This window comes from Campylobacter sp. BCW_4341 (assembly GCF_001764255.1).
Lineage (GTDB): Bacteria > Campylobacterota > Campylobacteria > Campylobacterales > Campylobacteraceae > Campylobacter_D > Campylobacter_D jejuni.
Map to the genome: position 1 here is coordinate 37,509 of NZ_MKAH01000017.1, position 17,953 is coordinate 55,461.

At 30.0% G+C, this 17,953-nt stretch carries 17 protein-coding genes and 1 pseudogene; 4 read left to right on the forward strand and 14 right to left on the reverse strand.

Features of this window, described 5'->3' with window-relative positions; translation table 11 throughout:
• Window positions 1-12: 12 nt before the first annotated feature.
• From aat to sstT, 13 genes are read right to left on the reverse strand one after another with little or no spacing between them, the layout of a single operon-like run.
• Complete coding sequence (gene aat, locus AJN70_RS01935) at window positions 13-660, reverse strand: leucyl/phenylalanyl-tRNA--protein transferase (RefSeq protein WP_002826100.1); 648 nt, start codon at window positions 658-660, stop codon at window positions 13-15.
• Window positions 635-2,764, reverse strand: a complete 2,130-nt coding sequence (locus tag AJN70_RS01940) for an AAA family ATPase (protein ID WP_070233040.1) — start codon at window positions 2,762-2,764, stop codon at window positions 635-637. The genes aat and AJN70_RS01940 overlap by 26 nt, the downstream gene beginning before the upstream one ends.
• On the reverse strand, window positions 2,761-3,051 hold the full coding sequence (locus AJN70_RS01945; RefSeq protein WP_044779145.1) for an ATP-dependent Clp protease adaptor ClpS: 291 nt from the start codon (window positions 3,049-3,051) through the stop codon (window positions 2,761-2,763). Before AJN70_RS01945 ends, AJN70_RS01940 begins: the two co-directional genes overlap by 4 nt.
• Window positions 3,051-3,653, reverse strand: a complete 603-nt coding sequence (locus AJN70_RS01950) for a TlpA disulfide reductase family protein (protein WP_002888338.1) — start codon at window positions 3,651-3,653, stop codon at window positions 3,051-3,053. Before AJN70_RS01950 ends, AJN70_RS01945 begins: the two co-directional genes overlap by 1 nt.
• A gap of 10 nt (window positions 3,654-3,663) precedes the next feature.
• Window positions 3,664-4,116, reverse strand: a complete 453-nt coding sequence (gene smpB, locus AJN70_RS01955; protein ID WP_044779146.1) for an SsrA-binding protein SmpB — start codon at window positions 4,114-4,116, stop codon at window positions 3,664-3,666.
• Window positions 4,113-4,880, reverse strand: coding sequence for a 4-(cytidine 5'-diphospho)-2-C-methyl-D-erythritol kinase (locus tag AJN70_RS01960; protein ID WP_002870521.1), 768 nt, complete (start codon window positions 4,878-4,880; stop codon window positions 4,113-4,115). The genes smpB and AJN70_RS01960 overlap by 4 nt, the downstream gene beginning before the upstream one ends.
• A complete protein-coding gene (gene csrA / locus AJN70_RS01965) occupies window positions 4,877-5,104 on the reverse strand; it encodes a carbon storage regulator CsrA (protein ID WP_002852854.1) in 228 nt (75 codons plus the stop codon). The genes AJN70_RS01960 and csrA overlap by 4 nt, the downstream gene beginning before the upstream one ends.
• The gene (gene truB, locus AJN70_RS01970) at window positions 5,098-5,916 is read right to left on the reverse strand and encodes a tRNA pseudouridine(55) synthase TruB (protein WP_002870522.1); all 819 of its coding nucleotides are present in this window, start codon (window positions 5,914-5,916) and stop codon (window positions 5,098-5,100) included. The genes csrA and truB overlap by 7 nt, the downstream gene beginning before the upstream one ends.
• A complete protein-coding gene (locus AJN70_RS01975; protein WP_002866122.1) occupies window positions 5,913-7,988 on the reverse strand; it encodes an ATP-dependent helicase in 2,076 nt (691 codons plus the stop codon). The genes truB and AJN70_RS01975 overlap by 4 nt, the downstream gene beginning before the upstream one ends.
• Window positions 7,985-8,422, reverse strand: a complete 438-nt coding sequence (locus tag AJN70_RS01980; RefSeq protein WP_044779148.1) for a hypothetical protein — start codon at window positions 8,420-8,422, stop codon at window positions 7,985-7,987. The genes AJN70_RS01975 and AJN70_RS01980 overlap by 4 nt, the downstream gene beginning before the upstream one ends.
• A complete protein-coding gene (locus AJN70_RS01985; RefSeq protein WP_044779149.1) occupies window positions 8,416-10,137 on the reverse strand; it encodes a M3 family oligoendopeptidase in 1,722 nt (573 codons plus the stop codon). Before AJN70_RS01985 ends, AJN70_RS01980 begins: the two co-directional genes overlap by 7 nt.
• A 3-nt stretch (window positions 10,138-10,140) precedes the next feature.
• A complete protein-coding gene (locus AJN70_RS01990) occupies window positions 10,141-11,028 on the reverse strand; it encodes an aspartate carbamoyltransferase catalytic subunit (protein WP_070233044.1) in 888 nt (295 codons plus the stop codon).
• A 9-nt stretch (window positions 11,029-11,037) separates the two neighbouring features.
• Window positions 11,038-12,261, reverse strand: coding sequence for a serine/threonine transporter SstT (gene sstT / locus AJN70_RS01995; protein WP_044780199.1), 1,224 nt, complete (start codon window positions 12,259-12,261; stop codon window positions 11,038-11,040).
• 139 nt (window positions 12,262-12,400) lie between these two features.
• Here sstT and metK point away from each other — a divergent pair, with 139 nt between their 5' ends.
• A complete protein-coding gene (metK, locus tag AJN70_RS02000) occupies window positions 12,401-13,597 on the forward strand; it encodes a methionine adenosyltransferase (protein ID WP_002861817.1) in 1,197 nt (398 codons plus the stop codon).
• A gap of 236 nt (window positions 13,598-13,833) precedes the next feature.
• On the opposite strand, the pseudogene AJN70_RS02005 reads toward metK, so the two are convergent.
• Window positions 13,834-15,160 (reverse strand): annotated as a pseudogene (locus AJN70_RS02005) (apolipoprotein N-acyltransferase).
• Here AJN70_RS02005 and yajC point away from each other — a divergent pair.
• From yajC to secF, 3 genes are read left to right on the forward strand one after another with little or no spacing between them, the layout of a single operon-like run.
• Window positions 15,133-15,405 (forward strand): preprotein translocase subunit YajC, encoded by a 273-nt coding sequence (yajC, locus tag AJN70_RS02010; RefSeq protein WP_002786346.1) that lies wholly within the window; start codon window positions 15,133-15,135, stop codon window positions 15,403-15,405. The pseudogene AJN70_RS02005 and the gene yajC sit on opposite strands and share 28 nt — an antisense overlap.
• Entirely contained in the window at window positions 15,398-16,978 is a 1,581-nt protein-coding gene (gene secD / locus AJN70_RS02015) for a protein translocase subunit SecD (protein WP_070240191.1), read from the forward strand. Before yajC ends, secD begins: the two co-directional genes overlap by 8 nt.
• A complete protein-coding gene (gene secF, locus AJN70_RS02020; RefSeq protein WP_002858025.1) occupies window positions 16,978-17,949 on the forward strand; it encodes a protein translocase subunit SecF in 972 nt (323 codons plus the stop codon). Before secD ends, secF begins: the two co-directional genes overlap by 1 nt.
• Window positions 17,950-17,953 lie beyond the last annotated feature (4 nt).

Sequence of the window (17,953 nt, forward strand, 5' to 3'; positions counted from 1 at the left end):
CACGCTTATTTTTTAAGTAATTAAATCTTTAAAATTTTTAAAACCACTTTCTTGATTGCATTTTTCTTTTAAAATATTTAAAAATTCTTTCCTAGAAATATTATGAGCACCCATAAATTCTAAATGTTGGTTATAAACTTGACAATCTATGATAAAATCATAAGGTTTTAATAAATCACAAAGTTTAATCATGGCAACTTTAGATGCATTTTTTTTAATGCTTACCATGCTTTCACCAAAGAAAACCTTGCCTAAAATTAAACCATAAATTCCACCTATAAGTTCATTATTTTCATAAAGTTCAAGGCTATGCGCATAGCCTTGGGTAAATAACTTATAATAAGTGGTAATAAATTCATCATCTATCCAGCTTTGAGAGCGTGTATCGCGACATAATGTAATTAATTTTAAAAAATCATAATCAAGTTTAATTTGATAGAGATTAATAAATTTTTTCATATTTTTTTGGATGTGAATTTGATTTGGAATTAAAATGCATCTAGGATCTGGACACCACCAAGTTACAGGTTTACTTGTCCATGGGAATAGACCAAAAGTATAAGCTTTTACAATAAAATCAGCTTCTAAATTTTGACTTAAAAATACAGGGGCATTTTTAGGTGCATTGAGTAATTTAGAATATAAATTCGAGCTTTCCATTTTTACCAAGTTTGATTTTAGCTATACCGCCTTTTTTAAGCTTTCCGAATAAAATTTCATCACTGATTTTTTCTCCTATCTCCTCAGAAATTATGCGTTTTAAAAGCCTTACTCCAAATTCTTTATTATAGGCTTTTTTAGCTAAATAAATTTTAGCTTTATCATCCACTGATAATTTTATATTATTTAAATTTTTAGAAATTTCATCAAGTTCTTTTTCGATAATTTTAACAAGTATAGCATCGTTTAAATCATTAAAATGTAAAATTTTATCAATGCGATTAATAAATTCTGGAGCAAAAAAATCTTTGATAGCACGATTACTTTTTTCTTCATTTTTACTTAAAAAACCAAGCTCATTGCTTTCTTTAAGTCCTAGATTGGATGTCATAATAATGATTGTATTTTTAAAATCTACTTTAAGACCGCTATTGTCGGTGAGTTCAGCATTGTCAAAAATCTGTAAAAAGGTATTACTTAAATCAGGATGAGCCTTTTCTATTTCGTCAAAAAGAACAAGACTGAAAGGATTTTTGCGGATAGCATTGCTTAAAAGTCCACCCTCTTCAAAACCTATATATCCAGCTGGAGATCCTATTAGTTTACTTATAGCATGTTTTTCTGCATATTCACTCATATCAAAGCGTTCTAAATTTAAACCTAAAAATTCAGCTAAAGCTTTGCAAAGTTCTGTTTTTCCAACTCCACTTGATCCAGTAAACAAAAACACTCCGCGTGGTGTATTGGAATTTTTAAATCCTGCGAAACTTTGCTTAAGTGATGAAACAAGGCTATCTATAACTTCATCTTGGCCAAAAATTTTTGCTTTTAAATTTGTTTTTAAATTCATTAAAGCTTTATTTTGATCGAATTCAAACATTTTGTGATGGTGGGTCATTTTTGCTAAAACATTTTCTAAATCTTTTAAATTGGCATTTTTTTTAGCTTTTGGATTTAAAGCAAAAGAAGCACCAAGTTCATCGACCAGATCTATAGCACAATCAGGTAAAAATTTATCATTAAAAAATTTTTTACCCCAAATTACAGCATATTGAAGAATTTCATCGTTTAATTTTATATGATGAAATTCTTCATATTTGTTTTTTAATCCTTTCAGAATTTGCAAGCTTTCTTCTTGGCTTGGTTCATCTACATTTATTTTAGCAAAACGGCGACTTAGGGGTTTATTTTTATCAAAAGTATTTTTATATTCCATAAAAGTTGTTGCACCTATGCATTTTAAAGTTCCATTACTTAGAGCCGGTTTTAAAAGATTGGAAAAATCAGTATGAGATTCTCCTGTACTTCCAGCTCCTACTATAGTGTGAATTTCATCAATAAATAAAATAGCATTGGGTATTTTCTCAAGTTCATTTAAAATTTCTTTAATTCTTTTCTCAAAATCTCCACGGTATTTTGTTCCCGCAAGTATACTAGCCATATCAAGACTAAAAATTTTTGCATTTTGTAAGTTTTTAGGCACCTTTTTTTCCGCAATAGCCAATGCTAATCCTTCTACAATGGCCGTTTTGCCAACTCCTGCCTCTCCTACTAAAATAGGATTATTTTTCTTGCGACGTGAAAGAATTTGCATCATTCTTTCAAGTTCAAATTTTCTTCCTATTAAAGGATCAATCTTGCCATTTTGAGCTAAAAGTGTTAAATCACTTGTGTGGTTGCTTAAATTTTGTATATTTTCATGATTTTGAAGTTCTTGAATTTTGTTAAGATTTATGTTGTGTTTTTTTAAGAGATAGCTAGAATAACTTCTTGAATCCTGTATGAGCTTTTCTAAAAAATCTATAATTTTAATTTCATTATTTTTATTTTTAAGTGAAAGTAAGATTTCATCTAAAACAACAGATATTGTAGGTTCTATTTCTTGTTTAATAATTTGATTGTTTTGAGAAATGTAATTTTTTAATTCAGTTTCTAGAAGTTCAAGATCTCCATCTGAAAATTCTTCAAATATATCCTTAAAATCAGTGCTTAGTTTTAGTAATGCAAACAGTACATGCTCACAGGTAACAAATTCATGGTGGTTTATTAAGCTTAGATTTTTGGCATTATCAAGATATTTTTGTAAATTTTCTTGGTATTTCATTCTTCTTCCACCTTTGCTTGTAGTGGAAAATTAGCAAGTTTAGCCGCATCTATAACTTTTTTTTGTTTTGAAAGAGCTATTTCTTGAGTGTAAATGCCACAAATTCCAGAACCATTGTGATGAATTTCTAACATTGTTTGACTTGCTTTTTCAAGGTTTTGATGAAAAATATTCATCAAAATTTCTATGACAAAATCCATGGTTGTTACATCATCATTTAAGAGTATAACTTTATACATTTTTGGTTCACTAAGTTTTATTTGCTCTAGAGTTTGGGTTTTTGGCATTATTTTCCTTTGTAGATTTTATTTAAATCTTCTTGCATGAGTTCTGTTGGAATTTTGCCAAGATAAAAATTTGTTGGAGTATTATTATTCCAGTAATCGCTTATTTTTTGATAAATTCCATTTTTTAAAACAACTTTAAAAGGAAGTTGCTCCATATTTTGATAGTCTATATCTTTTAAAATTTGAGCAATAATACGATCGTTAGAGCTGCCATTGCTTAGAAAATAGTAAGCACCATAATCATCTGCGAATTTTTTAACTGTTTCATCGCTAACATCTTCAAAATGTGTAAGTCCTATAATGATAAATTTGCTAGAATTATTTTTCCAAAGTTTGCTAAGATCTAAAGCTTCTTCTTTGCATGGGGTGCAAAAAGTGCCAAAAAAATCAAACATTAGAACTTTTCCTTCCTCTCCTTCTACCACAAAACCTTTATCTGTTCTTATTAAAGTTTTGCTTCCACCATTTACACTATTTAATACTATTTTATCTCCTTTGTGATACTCTTCAAACATAAAATCATTTTGAATTTCTTCTTCTTTGGAGCAAGCATTAAGAAAAAATGCTAAACTTATTAAAAATAGGGTTAAAATTTTTTTCATTTAATTTCCTTTATTTATAATTTTTCATAGCAGCTCTAGCTTCTAAATCGGCTTGCTTTTTCTTTAAAGTTTCACGCTTGTCGTGCAAATTTTTCCCTTTAGCTAAAGCAAGAGTGGCTTTTACTTTATTTTTTGTGTTAAAATAAAGATCTAATGCAACGATAGTATATCCTTCTATACTTACTTTACCTAATAATTTATCAATTTGCTTTCTATGCATTAAAAGCTTTCTAGCATCTCTTTCTTCGTGTTTATAGAAAGAATGTGTAGTATGAAGCAATGAAATATGAGAATTAAGTAAAAAAATCTCATTTTTTATAATGCGAACAAAAGAGTCTTTAAGATTTGCTCTTCCTGCTCTTAAAGCTACAACTTCACTTCCCTTAAGGACAATTCCGGCTTCAAAGCGTTCTATGATGCTATAATCAAATAAAGCTTTTTTATTTCTCGCAATAATTTTCATCGATCAACCTTAAAAACACTACTACCGCTACCGCTTAGAAAAAAATCTTCTTGTAAGTAAGACTTCATTTTAGGATATAAAGTTGCACAAGGAGTAAATAAATCATTTAATTCTTTGTTTTTAAAGTTTTGTAACAACTCTTTTGTGCTGAGTTTTTTGTAGATTTGCGCTTGATTATTGTTTTTTTGAAAGTCAAATATTCCTCTATCAAATTCATCATAAACAGCTTTAGTTTGGCAAGATATTTGTGGAAAAGTCCATTTTAAATTAGGTATGTCATCTTCAAATTCTTTTATAATTTCACCACAGCCACTTACATTAGCAGAGTGAAAGCCACTTAAAAAAAAGGCAATATCACTTCCTAGTTGTATGCTTAAATTTATAAGTTCTTGTAGGTTTAATTTTAAATTTAGGGTTTCATTCATTAGTAGTAAAAAACTCGCACAATCGCTACTTCCACCACCAAGCCCAGCACATACTGGGATATTTTTTGTGAGTTTTAGGCTTTTTTTGCTAAATAATTCTTTTAATTCGTTATTATATCTTTTAGAAAGTAGCAAATAAGCCTTTTGAATAATATTATTTTCGCATTTAAAATTACTAATGATTTCAAATTCTTTTTTAGAGTCTGATTCTTTATCAACAAGCTCAAGCTCATCAAAAAGATCTTTTAAAAGTATAAATCGTGATTCTAAAAGATGATATTTTCTTGAGTCAAAACCGGTAAGTTTTAAAAAAATATTTGCTTTAGCGTAAGCTTTCATTTGATTAGTTTTTTGCTTAAGTCATCAAGTTTAATATCATTCTGAACAACAGAATGCAAATTTTCATCCTTTACTTGTTGAACAAGTTCTTTTCTAAGTATCATAAGAGATTTTGGAGCTTCTATGCCTATTTTGGCATATCCTTTCCCTGTTTGAACGACTTTGATTTCTATACCTTCTCCGATAATTATACTTTCATTTTCTTTTCTTGATAATATTAACATTTTTCAACCTTATTCAGAAGATATTTTACTGTATTTTCTTTAATATTAATTACGCTAAAATATTTTTCTGTTTCAATATAATAATCTCCTTCATCATGAAATTCTAATTCTTCGACAAAAATTTTAGCACCATTTTCGAGTTTACTTAAATTCTTGATAAAATTTGGCTTTAGGTTAATGTATTTTAACACATTTAAGCTTTTCTCATTATTATAAACAAATTTACCTTCTTTAATGCGCTCTAAAGAGCTTAAAGTCGCATTAATACCTAGTTTTCTAGCAAAAAGTTCGCAATAAGATCTTATATAAGCACCTTCACTGACTGTGATTTCAATATTTAAAAAAGGATGATTATAGCTTAAGATCTTGCAATCAAATACTTCCATTTGACAAGGTTTTAAATTTACTTCTATACCTTTTTTTGCAAGTTCATAGGCGCGAGTTCCATTGATTCTTTTGGCGCTAAATTGCGGTGGTGTATAGGAGATAATTCCTTGCATTTGATCAACGATTTGTTGTAAATTTGCAAGATCAAATTCTTTTATATTTTTAATTTCTTTTATATTTTGATCATCAAGACTTAAGGAGTAAACTCCAAGCCATAAAGTAGCTTTATAGGTTTTTGGAGTTTTTTTTAAAAAACGGAAAAGTTTTGTGTATTGTCCAAATGCAACGATTAAAATCCCTTTGGCGAAAGGATCAAGAGTGCCAGAATATCCTGCTTTTTTATTTTTATATTTTTTCTTTAAAGTGCTTAAAAAGGCATTAGAGCTCAAACCCCTTGGTTTAAAGGCTGCAAAGATCTTGTTCATACTGCTTTTTCCACAAAGCTTGCCATGATTACACGCATTATACCACCAAAATTAATATTAAGCTTTTCCTCTTTTCCGCTTTTATTAACTTCAACAACCCTACCAATGCCAAAAATTTTATGTTTAACTAGATCTCCTTTACAAAAGCTAGTTTTTTGTATATTTTGATTTTTTGATTTTTCATTGATTAATTTACTTTCTTCTAAGAAGCGACTAGGATTGATATTTGCTCTTGAACCATGATAAAAACGAGAATTTGCAACACTTATTGTGAGAAATTTTTTGGCGCGAGTGATGGCAACATAAGCAAGACGGCGTTCTTCTTCGAGATTTTCTTCGCTATTTAAAGGAAAAAATCCTTCATCAAAGCCTATTATAAAAACATAATCAAATTCCAAACCTTTGCTAGCATGAATACTCATCAAGCAAACACATTCTTCATCTAAATTATCTTGATCACTTAATAAAGAAATTTCACTAAGTAGATCTTCTAAAGAAGCTTCGGGATCTTCTTTGAGTTTTTCTCTTAGATTAGCATAAAACTCATCAAGATTTCTGATTCTTTCATCTCCATCATCTTGCTCTGAAAAATAATCTTTGATTTTAAATAATTCTTCTATATTATCAAAAACCTTTTTTGCATTATCGTAGCTTTTTAGAGTGTGAATATTTTGTATAAAAATATTTGCTTCATTTTGTGCTTTTTTTGTTGTTAAAATTCCTACACCGCCATCGCTTTCACATAAGGCATCAAAAAGTGAAATTTGACGTTTTTTTGCATATTCTTCTAAATTTTTTAGGGCTTTTTCTCCTATGGATCTTTTAGGGCGATTAATAATACGCCTAAATGACAAATCATCGTTTGGATTTAAGATAAGTCTAAGATACGAGATTAAATCTTTTATTTCTAATCTTTCATAAAAACGCATACCGCTAAGCAGTTTATAAGAAATTTTTTCCTTCATAAATGCTTCTTCTATTGCTCTTGATAGTGCATTAACTCGAAATAAAACGGCGATCTCTTTAGCTTCTACTCCAGAATTTAGCAATTTTTTCACTTCTTGAGCGATATATAAACCTTCATCTTTTTCGTTTTCGTTTTTTAATATTTTAATATTTTCCCCAGTATCTTTAGTGCAGATTAAAGTTTTTCCAAGTCGTTGCTCATTGTGAGATATGAGATTATTTGCTGCTTGTAAAATAGTCCCTACTGAACGATAGTTTTGTTCAAGTTTTACAAGTTTAACATTTTTAAAATCGTTTTGAAAATTTAAAATATTTTCAATTTTTGCTCCACGCCAACTATAAATACTTTGATCATCATCACCAACAACTGTGATATTTTCATGCATACAACATAGATTTTTTAGAATTTTATATTGCAAGGTATTAGTATCTTGATACTCATCAACTGTAATGTAATTATAAAGTAAGCTTTGTTCTTTGGCAAAATTTATATCATTTTCCAAAATGAGATTGCTTAGCAATAAAAGATCATCAAAATCTACAAAATTTTGCTTTAATAAGTATTCTTCATAAGCACGGTAATAGTTGGCAAATTTGTATTCATTTTGATATTTTTCAAAATTATGTTCTTTTAGTAAATTTAAATCTTCAAAGACATTGCTTACTCTTTTGCCTTCATTTTTACAATAAGATATGTATTTGATAATATCATAGACATTATCTTTGTTTTTATCATGGATTAAATCTTTAATTATTTTTTTTGTATCATCTGTATCGATAACAATAAAACTATTTTTACGCTCCAATCTTTCAAAGTGTAGTTTTAAAAATAAAAGTCCAAATTTGTGAAAGGTGCAAAGCAAAGGATTGTGATTACCTTGTAGAAAATTTAATGCTCTATGACGCATAACACTAGCTGCTTTATTCGTAAAAGTAAGAGTAAGAGTGTTATGCGAGGGGATGCCTACTTCACCGATAAGATAAGCAAGACGAGTGGTGATAGTTTTGGTTTTTCCACTACCTGCACCTGCTAGGATAAGCATAGCTCCATCAATGTGGCTTACCGCTTGTTTTTGGCTATCATTTAAATCTTCAAATAGATTCATTTTTTGAAAATATCTTTATTTTTTGGATTATTTAAAAATATATTTTTAGATTTTTGTAAATTTTTACTATTTTCACGTTTATAAAGGCTAAAATTAACAAATAAAATGCTATTTTCTATTTGAATTTGCGTGATAGCTCCTAAATCAACCTTTACAAAACTATCAAAATCATCATTACCAAAACCTGCGTGAAATTGAATGAAATCTTTATTTAGCTGTATGGATTCAAAGGTGTATCCTCCAAGGGCAAAAAGAGCATAAGGATTTTGTTTAACATCAAGCTCTTTGGGAAGTTCAGGGTTGAAATCTATGAAATTTGTATTTGCAACTATAGAAAATTCTATATTTTCTTCTATAAGGTGTGAAATAACTTCATAACAATGCTTTTGCATGGTATGGATAAAATTTTTATTTTTTAAGATTGTTTCTAGCATGATTGTAACTCCATAAATTCATTGATGAGTTTTTGAATTTCTTTTATGCCTATTTCCCAAAAATTTTCATCTTCTATATCAAATCCAAACATTCCTACTAGTTCTTTTGGACTCACACTTCCACCTAAAGAAAGCATTTTGATATAAAGTTCTTTAAAATTTTCACATTTTTTGCTTTTGTAAAGTCCATAAAGAGCTAAAACTAAAAGTTGGGCATAAGCATAAGCATAGCAGTAAAAAGGAGAATGGATAAAATGAGGAATATAACTCCACCAAGAAGCATAATTTTTTGTAAGTTTTACGCTATCTTGAAACATTTTTTGAGATTCTTCCATCCAAATTTTATTGATTTCTTCGGTGCTTAATTCATTTTCTTGAGCATGTAAGCGTCTTTCAAAACAAGTAAAATTAATTTGTCTATAAAAAGTTGCAAAAATATCTTCGATTTTATTTGCATATAAAGATAGGAGTTCTTCTTTTTTTAACTTATCTTTAATAAAATCAAATACGAGCATTTCGGCAAAAACTGAAGCTGTTTCTGCGGTGGTTAAAGGTGTGTTTTGATTTAAGTAGCTTACATTGTAAGAAAGTTTTTGATGGATAGTGTGTCCTAATTCATGTGCAAGTGTAAAAAGATCACGCCTTTTATCGGTGTAGTTTAATAAAACAAAAGGATGCGCATCAGAAGTTGCAGAATGTGAAAAAGCACCCCCTTGTTTATTTTCTTGTGGATAAACATCAATCCAGCCTTGATTAAAAGCATTTTTTGCTATATCATAAAATTGCGGAGAAAAAGCTTGAAATGCCTCTAAAACAATATTTTTACTTGTTTTAAAATCAAAACTTGCTTCTTTTCCTATGGGTGCATATCTATCATAGTCTTTAAGCTCATCATAGCCCAAAATTTGTTTTTTTCTTTTGTAAAATTGCGATACTAGGTTAAAATGTTTTTGCGCACTTGCTATCAAGGAATCAACGCTTTTTTGCGAAATTTGATTGCTGATATGTCTTGAAATTTCAGCATTTTCATAACCTCTTAATAAGCTTATATTTTTTCTTTCTGTTTTTATCATATTGATAATAAAACTTAAAAGTCTGCTATTTTTTTGCAAAACTTTACTGAATTTTTTAGCAGCTTTTTTGCGTATTTTTCTATCTTCGTCATACATTTTGCTTAGAATTTCTTCTTCGCTAAGTTTTTTACCTTCAAAAGGGATTTTTAAAGCACTCATACTTTCATCAAAAAGCCTACTAAAAGCATTTGCACCTGTATTTGAAAGATAGAGCATAATGCGTTCTTCGTTTTTGCTAAGATTATAGCGTTTGTTTTGCAATAAATTAGAAAGATAAAAATCATAATCTTTACAAAAAGTTGTAAATTCTTGACTTTTTTCAGGAACTAACTCACAAAATTCAAGCTCGAAAAAGAGTAAATTTTCTTCTATTTTTTTGCATTCTTCTTCGTATTGTGCGTAAAAAGAACCATTTTGAGTGTTTTTAGCAAAAAGCAAATAAGCATAAGTCATGATTTTGCCAAGAGCTTGATTTAAATTTTCATAATCTTTTAAAGCTTGTAAAAACTCATTAGCATTTAATGTATAGAGTTTATTTTCATAGTCTTTTTTAAAATTTAAACTTTGTTGGATTTGATCTTGTGTAAAATTTTGCAACGCTTCTTTATTGTGAAATAAAGCACTTAAATCCCATTCTAACATTTTTTATCCTTCATTTTCTAATATGAGTTTTTTAAGAACAGCCATTCTAATGGCCACTCCATTTTTAACTTGTTTTAAAACTAAAGTTCTTTCATCACTCATCATTTCATCGCTTATGTCAATATTGCGATTTACAGGGCCTGGATGTAGTAAAATAAGCTTTTTATCTTTTACTAAGCTTTTTTGAATGCAAAAATCATTTGCGTAGTCTTTAAGTGAAGCATAAACGGTTTTATTATGTCTTTCTGTTTGTGTTCTAAGACTCATGATAATATCTGAATTTGCTATGATATTCTCATCAAGCTTATAATGTTTTTTAAGATGGGTATTGGGCATAAAATGTGGTGGAGCTACTAGGGTAATATCAAGATTAAATCTGCTTAAAAGTTCTATATTGGACGCTGCAACACGGGAATTTTTAATATCACCTACGATGCAAATTTTCTTACCTTTGACATCGCCTTGAAAATGATTATAAATAGTGAATAAATCTAGCAAAGCTTGGGTAGGATGGGCGTGTTTTCCATCTCCTCCATTAACAACTGGACAATGCATATGCTTTGCCAATATCAAAGGAACTCCTGAGTTTGCGTGTCTTATAACAATAGCATTAGGACTCATGGCATCTAAATTAGCAGCAGTATCATAAAGAGTTTCTCCTTTGCTAGAGCTTGATCTTGAAACATCAAGGCGTAAAACCCTAGCACCTAATCTTCTTGCAGCGCTTTCAAAAGATGAAAGGGTGCGTGTAGAGTTTTCAAAAAAAATTGTCGTGATACTTTTTCCTTTAAGAAAAGTTCTAGGTTTTTCATCTAAGAAATCACTTGCTTCTTTAAAAAGCTCCATAATTTCGACTTTATTAAAATCCTCTGTAGTGATGAGATGACGCATGCTTTTACCTTATTTGATATTATAATTTAATTCATTTTTAGAACAAATTGCTGTAAAAAGAACATCTGTAGAACTATTTAAAGCAGTTTCAACACTATCTTGAATAACCCCTATAATAAAACCTATGGCAACTACCTTCATAGCAATATCATAGTCTATATTAAATAAAGAACAAGCCAAAGGTATAAGCAGTAAGGATCCACCCGCAACTCCGCTAGCCCCGCAAGCTGCAAAGGTGGCAATAATGCTTAATAAAAGGGCTTGCAAAAGACTGATTTCTATACCAACGGTATTGGCTGTAGTAAGACTTAAAATAGCTATAGTAACTGCCGCTCCTGCCATGTTGATAGTAGCTCCTAAAGGTATAGAAATGCCATAAAATTCTTTATCTATGCCAAGTTTGGCGCAAAGTGCCATATTAACAGGGATATTTGCCGCTGAACTTCTTGTGAAAAAAGCAAAAAATGCACTGTGTCTTAAGCAGATAAAAATCAAAGGAAAAGGATTTTTTCTTGTATAAAAAAAAACTATTAAGGCATTGATAACAAAAGTAACAAAAAGCATAGTAGCTACAAGTAAAAATAAAAGTTTTATATAGCTTAGTAAGCCTTGTGCTCCTGTTTGTGCTACAGAATTAGCCACAAGTCCAAAAATTCCAAAAGGAGCAAGTTTTACTACAAATTTAACAATTTTCAAAACCCCTTCATTGATATCTATAAAAACTTGTTTTACTTCGTTAGAGCAGTGTTTTAATGCTATGCCTCCAGCTATTGCCCAGGTTAAAATTCCTAAATAATTCCCACTTGAAAGAGCATTTATAGGATTATCGACAATTTTAAATAAAAGATCTTTAAAAATCTCACTCATGTGGGTTGGAGATGAGTTTGTAGCGGTTTGAATTCCATCTAAAACAAGCTTTACAGGAAAGAAAAAATTAGCAAGAACCGCACAAGCTGAAGCAAGAAAGGTGCCTACTATATATAAAATGATAATATTTTTGATCTTAGCACCACTTTGAGAAAAATCTTTAGTGCAAATTGAAGTTAAAATCAAAACAAAAACAAGCATAGGAGCGATAGCTTTTAAGGCACTTGTAAAAAGTATTCCGAGTAAATTTGCAATTTCAGATATTTCTTTAGAACTAATGCCTATAAGTATTCCTAGTACTATACCTATGCAAATTTGAACTATGAGGTTGCCTTTAGCGTAGCTTTGAATGATTTTAGAAAACATAAAAACCTTTTAAATATTTTTTATATCAGAAGTTGATTTTAGCTAATTTTTGCTTAATTTTAGAGAATTTTTAATTTATCAAGCTTTGATAAGTTTATTTGGATACAATTGTGGTTCATTTTAAATGAAAGGACTTTTTATGTATCTATTCACTTCAGAAGTCGTAAGTGCAGGTCATCCAGACAAGTGCGCTGATATAATCGCTGATACGATAGTGGATATACTCTTGAAAAATGACAAAAATTCAAGGGTGGCGAGTGAGGTTTTTGTCGCAGGAAATAAGGTTGTGATAGGAGGCGAAGTTAAGTCAAATCACAAACTTAGTAAAGCTGATTACGATAATTTAGTTAAAGATGTTTTAAAAAACATTGGTTATGATGGGGCAGGGCATTTTAACAAAGAGCAGTGTTTGCATCCTGATGAAGTTGATGTTATGGTGTTTTTAAATGAACAAAGCCCTGATATCAATCAAGGTGTTGATCAAGAAGATGGCGAAACAGGAGCAGGTGATCAAGGCATTATGTTTGGTTTTGCAAGTTGTGAGGCTGAAGAATACATGCCAGCAGCCATTAGCTATGCAAGAATGCTATGTGATAAAGTCTACGCTTATGCAAAAGCAAATCCACACGAACTTGGCGTGGATATTAAAACTCAAGTAACTATTGATTATGGCACTAAGGCGAATTTTGAAAATTGCAAACCGCAAAGTATTCATACTATAGTAGTTTCTGCGCCTTGTGTTGAAAGTATGAAAATAGAAGATTTAAGATCTTTGGTGATGAAACTTATCTTAGATAGTAATTTACCAAAAGAACTTTTTGACCCTAATAAGACTAGAATTTTAATCAATCCAACTGGTAAATATATTAATCATTCTTCTTTACATGATAGTGGTTTAACAGGAAGAAAACTTATAGTAGATAGTTTTGGAGGTTATTCTCCAATAGGTGGTGGCGCACAATCGAGCAAAGATTATACTAAAGTTGATAGAAGTGGACTTTATGCAGGTAGATGGCTAGCTAAAAATATAGTTGCAGCAGGGCTTGCTAAAAAATGTATTGTTCAACTTAGTTATGCTATAGGTGTTGCAAAACCTACTTCGGTAAGTGTGGATTGTATGGGCACAAATACCAGTGTAAATGATGATGTTTTAAGTGATTTTGTTATGCAAAACTTCTCTTTAACGCCAAATTGGATCCGTGATAAATTTCATCTGGATAAACCAAGTAAAGAAACTTTTCTTTATGCGGATGTAGCGGCTCGTGGGCAAGTAGGACAAAAGGACTATCCTTGGGAACAACTTGATGCTCTAGAACAGTTTAAAAAGCTGCTTTAAAAAATTAACAATATTATACAAGCTTAAATAAGGCTTGTATAATTATAAAGAATTAATGAAGTTGTATTAATTTTTGACTTAGAGGGATATTTTTCAATATCCCCCATAAATATAAAAGTTAGGAAGGAAGCTAAATTAATTTAGCTTTGGGGTAAAAACCCCTCTAAGTCAAAATATTATTTGACAGAATTATAATATAAAATAACTTAAATTACTTTAAAATTAAAATTTTAATATTATTTTTTATCATTAAATATTTCTTTGGATAAATTTTTTCCAATCTTTACTTAAAAGCTTTTTAGGGAGTATAACTATATTCTCTTTACCATTTGTAGCATGATAAACACTAACCCCATATTTACTTGCATAAAATTTCATTAAGAGTTGTTGGAGTTTGTATTCGCTGCTATTATTAAACCAAGCATTGTTGCTTAGAGCTATAATAATTTGTGAATTTTGATAGTTTTGCTCTTTGGTAGCTTCATAACAAATTGCATTTGTAATAATTTGATTGTCTAATTTATATTTGCTTTGTATAGGACCTTGGGAAAATTCTTCAATATTTTTAAGAAAATATTTTTTTATTAAGTCTTTAAAAAATGGAATTTCTTCACCAAAGGGAACTAAAAAATGCTTATTTAAAATATAGACATTGCCTTTTTTAAAGATATACGTGCTATTGTAAGTTTGCTCTTTTTCAGTATAAAATGCTCCCGTAATAATGGTAATTTTATAAGATAATTCTTTAAGCATAAGTTCATATTTGGTATTTTTTAAATCAAAAGCAAAAGCGGTTTCAGGCAAGATTACAAGTTCTTTTTTTTCATTTATAGCTTGAAATATATCTTGAATTAGGATATCAGAATTTGATTTTAAATTTTCTTGTAAAAATTTTTGATCTTGAGAGATATTAGTATTGATGAGTTTGTAGTTTAAATTAAGAGTTTGAGCTTGTTTTTCATTATATTGAAATCCACTAAAGAATAAAACAAGAACAATTGCTATTTTATAATATCTTGATATATAACCCTCATAGATGAAATATGCTATTAAAAATATGCAAATAATACCACGATAACTTGGGTCAAAAAAACCATAAACTGTAAAAATTCCCCAATTAAGCCAATCAAATCCTAAAGGATGGATAAAACTTATGCAAAAAATTCCACAAAGTCTTAAAAAATCAAATTTTAATAAATAACATAATCTAAAAAGTAGTCCATAAATAAAACCAATGATAATTGGTATAATTGGTACTAAATAGTTTAGATTAAAATAAATTGAAGATAAACCAATCCACCAAAACCAAAGAATCCCTACAAAAAAACCTATCCAAAAATATTGTTTAGAATTTTTACTTTTTAGAAGTAAAACTAACCCGTAAATAGCTAAAAATGGGCTAATGGTTTGTGTAAAAATATTTTCAAAAAATGATAGATAAATAGAATTTGAAAGTAAAATTGCAATAAAAAAGACTTTTATTATTTTAAAAATGATAGAATTAGTGTTTAATTTTTTTGGAATAAAGGAAAAATATGGCAGAAAATTCAATTTTAACTTCATTATTACCTCTTGTAGTGTTATTTGCAATTTTTTATTTCTTGGTGATCAGACCGCAACAAAAACAAGCAAAAGCACATAAACAAATGCTTGAGTCTTTGCAAAAAGGAGATAAAATCATCACTAATGGCGGACTTATTTGTGAAGTCGTAAAACCAGAGGAGGATTTTATCAAAGTTAAGCTTAATGAAGACAATGTTACTGCAAAAATTTCAAGAGAATTTATAGCAAAGAAAATTGATGCGTAATTCTAAAATCAATTATCGCTTGATTATTTTTATAGCGGTATTTATTTTTGGAGTGGCTTTTTCACTCCCTTCTTTTTTGCAGTCAGAACGTGGTGTGAAGATTAATTTAGGGCTTGATTTGCAAGGTGGGCTTTATATGCTCTTAGGTGTAGATAATGAAGAAGCTGTAAAATCTAAAATAAAATCAATTGCATCTTCATTGAGTTATTCTTTTAATAAAGAAAATATTTTAAATGACGGCTTAAATACCCATGATGATATTTTAGAATTTACTTTGCTTGATAATGCGGATATTGCAAAAGTTGAAAATTTGCTTAAAGAAATAAAAGGAATTAATATACAAAGTGAAAATATGCACTATAAAATTTCTTTTACCTCAGAAGAAGTAAAAAATATAGAAAATTTTGCACTTTTGCAAGCAGTTGAAACCATAAGAAATAGGCTTGATCAATTTGGTTTAGCAGAGCCAACAGTTGCTAAGCAAGGTAATGATAAGATTTTGGTTGAACTTGCAGGGATTAAAACCAAAGAAGATGAACTAAGAGCAAAAGAACGCATCACAAAAGCAGCACATTTACAACTTATGGAAGTTGATGATTCTAAAATGGGTCAAGCTTCCACAATGAGCGACGCTGAGGCTGCGAGTTATGGACTGATTTTAGTGCCTGATTCTAGAAATCCAAATTTAAAATATACCTTAAAAAGTATACCTATTTTAGATGGATCTATGCTTACTGATGCTAGAGTAGGGATTAGTGATAAGAGTAATTATCCTGTGATTAATTTTACTTTAAATGCCGAGGGTTCTAAAAAATTTGCTGATTATACAGGAGCAAATGTTGGAAAGCGTCTTGCTATTGTACTTGATAATAAAGTATATTCTGCTCCATCTATCAATGAACGCATAGGCGGAGGTAGTGGGCAAATCAGTGGAGCTTTTACTCAAGAAGAAGCACGCGATGTGGCGGTAGCTTTAAGAAGTGGAGCTTTGCTTGCGCCTGTAAAATTACTTGAACAAAGAAGCATAGGACCATCTTTAGGTGCTGATAGTATTAAAATGAGTATGATAGCCTTAATCGGTGCATCGGTTTTTATTGTAGTATTTATGATGATGTATTACGGTGTGGCAGGAATTTTTGCAAATATTGCAATGCTAGTTAATGTTTTGGTAGTAGTTGCTGTTATGGCTATGTTTGGAGCAACTTTAACTTTACCAGGGATGGCAGGACTTGTTTTAACTGTGGGTATGGCAGTAGATGCAAATGTGATTATCAATGAGCGTATACGAGAACTCTTGCGAGATGGAGTAAATATAAGAGTTAGTATAGAACAAGGTTATAAAAATGCTATGAGTGCGATTATAGATTCAAATATCACTTCTTTAGTTACTTCGGTAGCACTTTATGCCTATGGAACAGGAGCAGTTAAAGGTTTTGCTGTGACTTTGGGAATTGGTATCGTTGTTTCTATGATTACAGCTATTTTAGGAACTCACGGAATGTTTGATTATTTTATGCAACGCATAGAAAAAAATAATAATACAAGATTTTGGTTTGGCTATAGGAGAAGATAATGCAGTTTTTTAGCGAAAAGAAAATTTATGATTTTATGAGAATGCGTTTTGCTGCTATTTCCCTTTCTTTTATTTTGTTTTTTGGTTCTATTTATTTACTTTGGGATAGGGGTTTACAATATGGCATTGATTTTAGCGGAGGAACTTTAGTTCAGCTTAAATATGAAAATGCAGCTCCTATAACGCAAATTCGAGAAATTTTAGAAAATCAAGGAACTTTTCAAAATTTATCTGTAACTGAGTTTGGAAGCAATGAAGAAGTAACTATACGCTTTTTAGGAAGTAATGATAATGTAAGCAATGATATAGGCGAGCATATAAGCACTCTTTTAAAGGATACGGGAAAATTTGAGGTGCGTCGTGCTGATGTGGTAGGACCAAAAGTAGGTGATGAACTTAGAAATAAAGGACTTATGGCTATAGCTGTATCTTTGATAGCAATTTTAATTTATATAGCGTTGCGTTTTGAGTGGCGTTTTGCTCTTGCGGCTATAATCAGTGAAATTCATGATGTTGTGATTACTTTAGGAGCAATTTCTTTATTTAAAATTGATGTCAATTTAGATACTTTGGCTGCTGTTTTAACTGTGCTTGGATACTCTTTGAATGATACAATTATTATTTTTGATAGAATCAGAGAAGGTATTAAAACAAGTAAAAAAACCGAACTTGCACCTATTATTAATGAAAGTGTTTCAGCAACTTTATCAAGAACGGTTTTAACTTCAGGGTTGACTTTAGCAACCGTTGTGATACTTTATTTCTTTGGCGGGGAAATGATACAAGGATTTTCTTTGGCTTTAATTGTAGGTATTATAGCGGGAACTTTAAGCTCTATCTTTGTTGCAAGTCCGACATTATTATGGTTTAAATTTAGTGTGCTTGAGTTTAGAAATAAAGAAATTGAAAAAGCAAAAAGAAAACAAGATAAAGAACGCAATCGTGCAATGTATGAAAAAGGAACTGTGTAAGGAG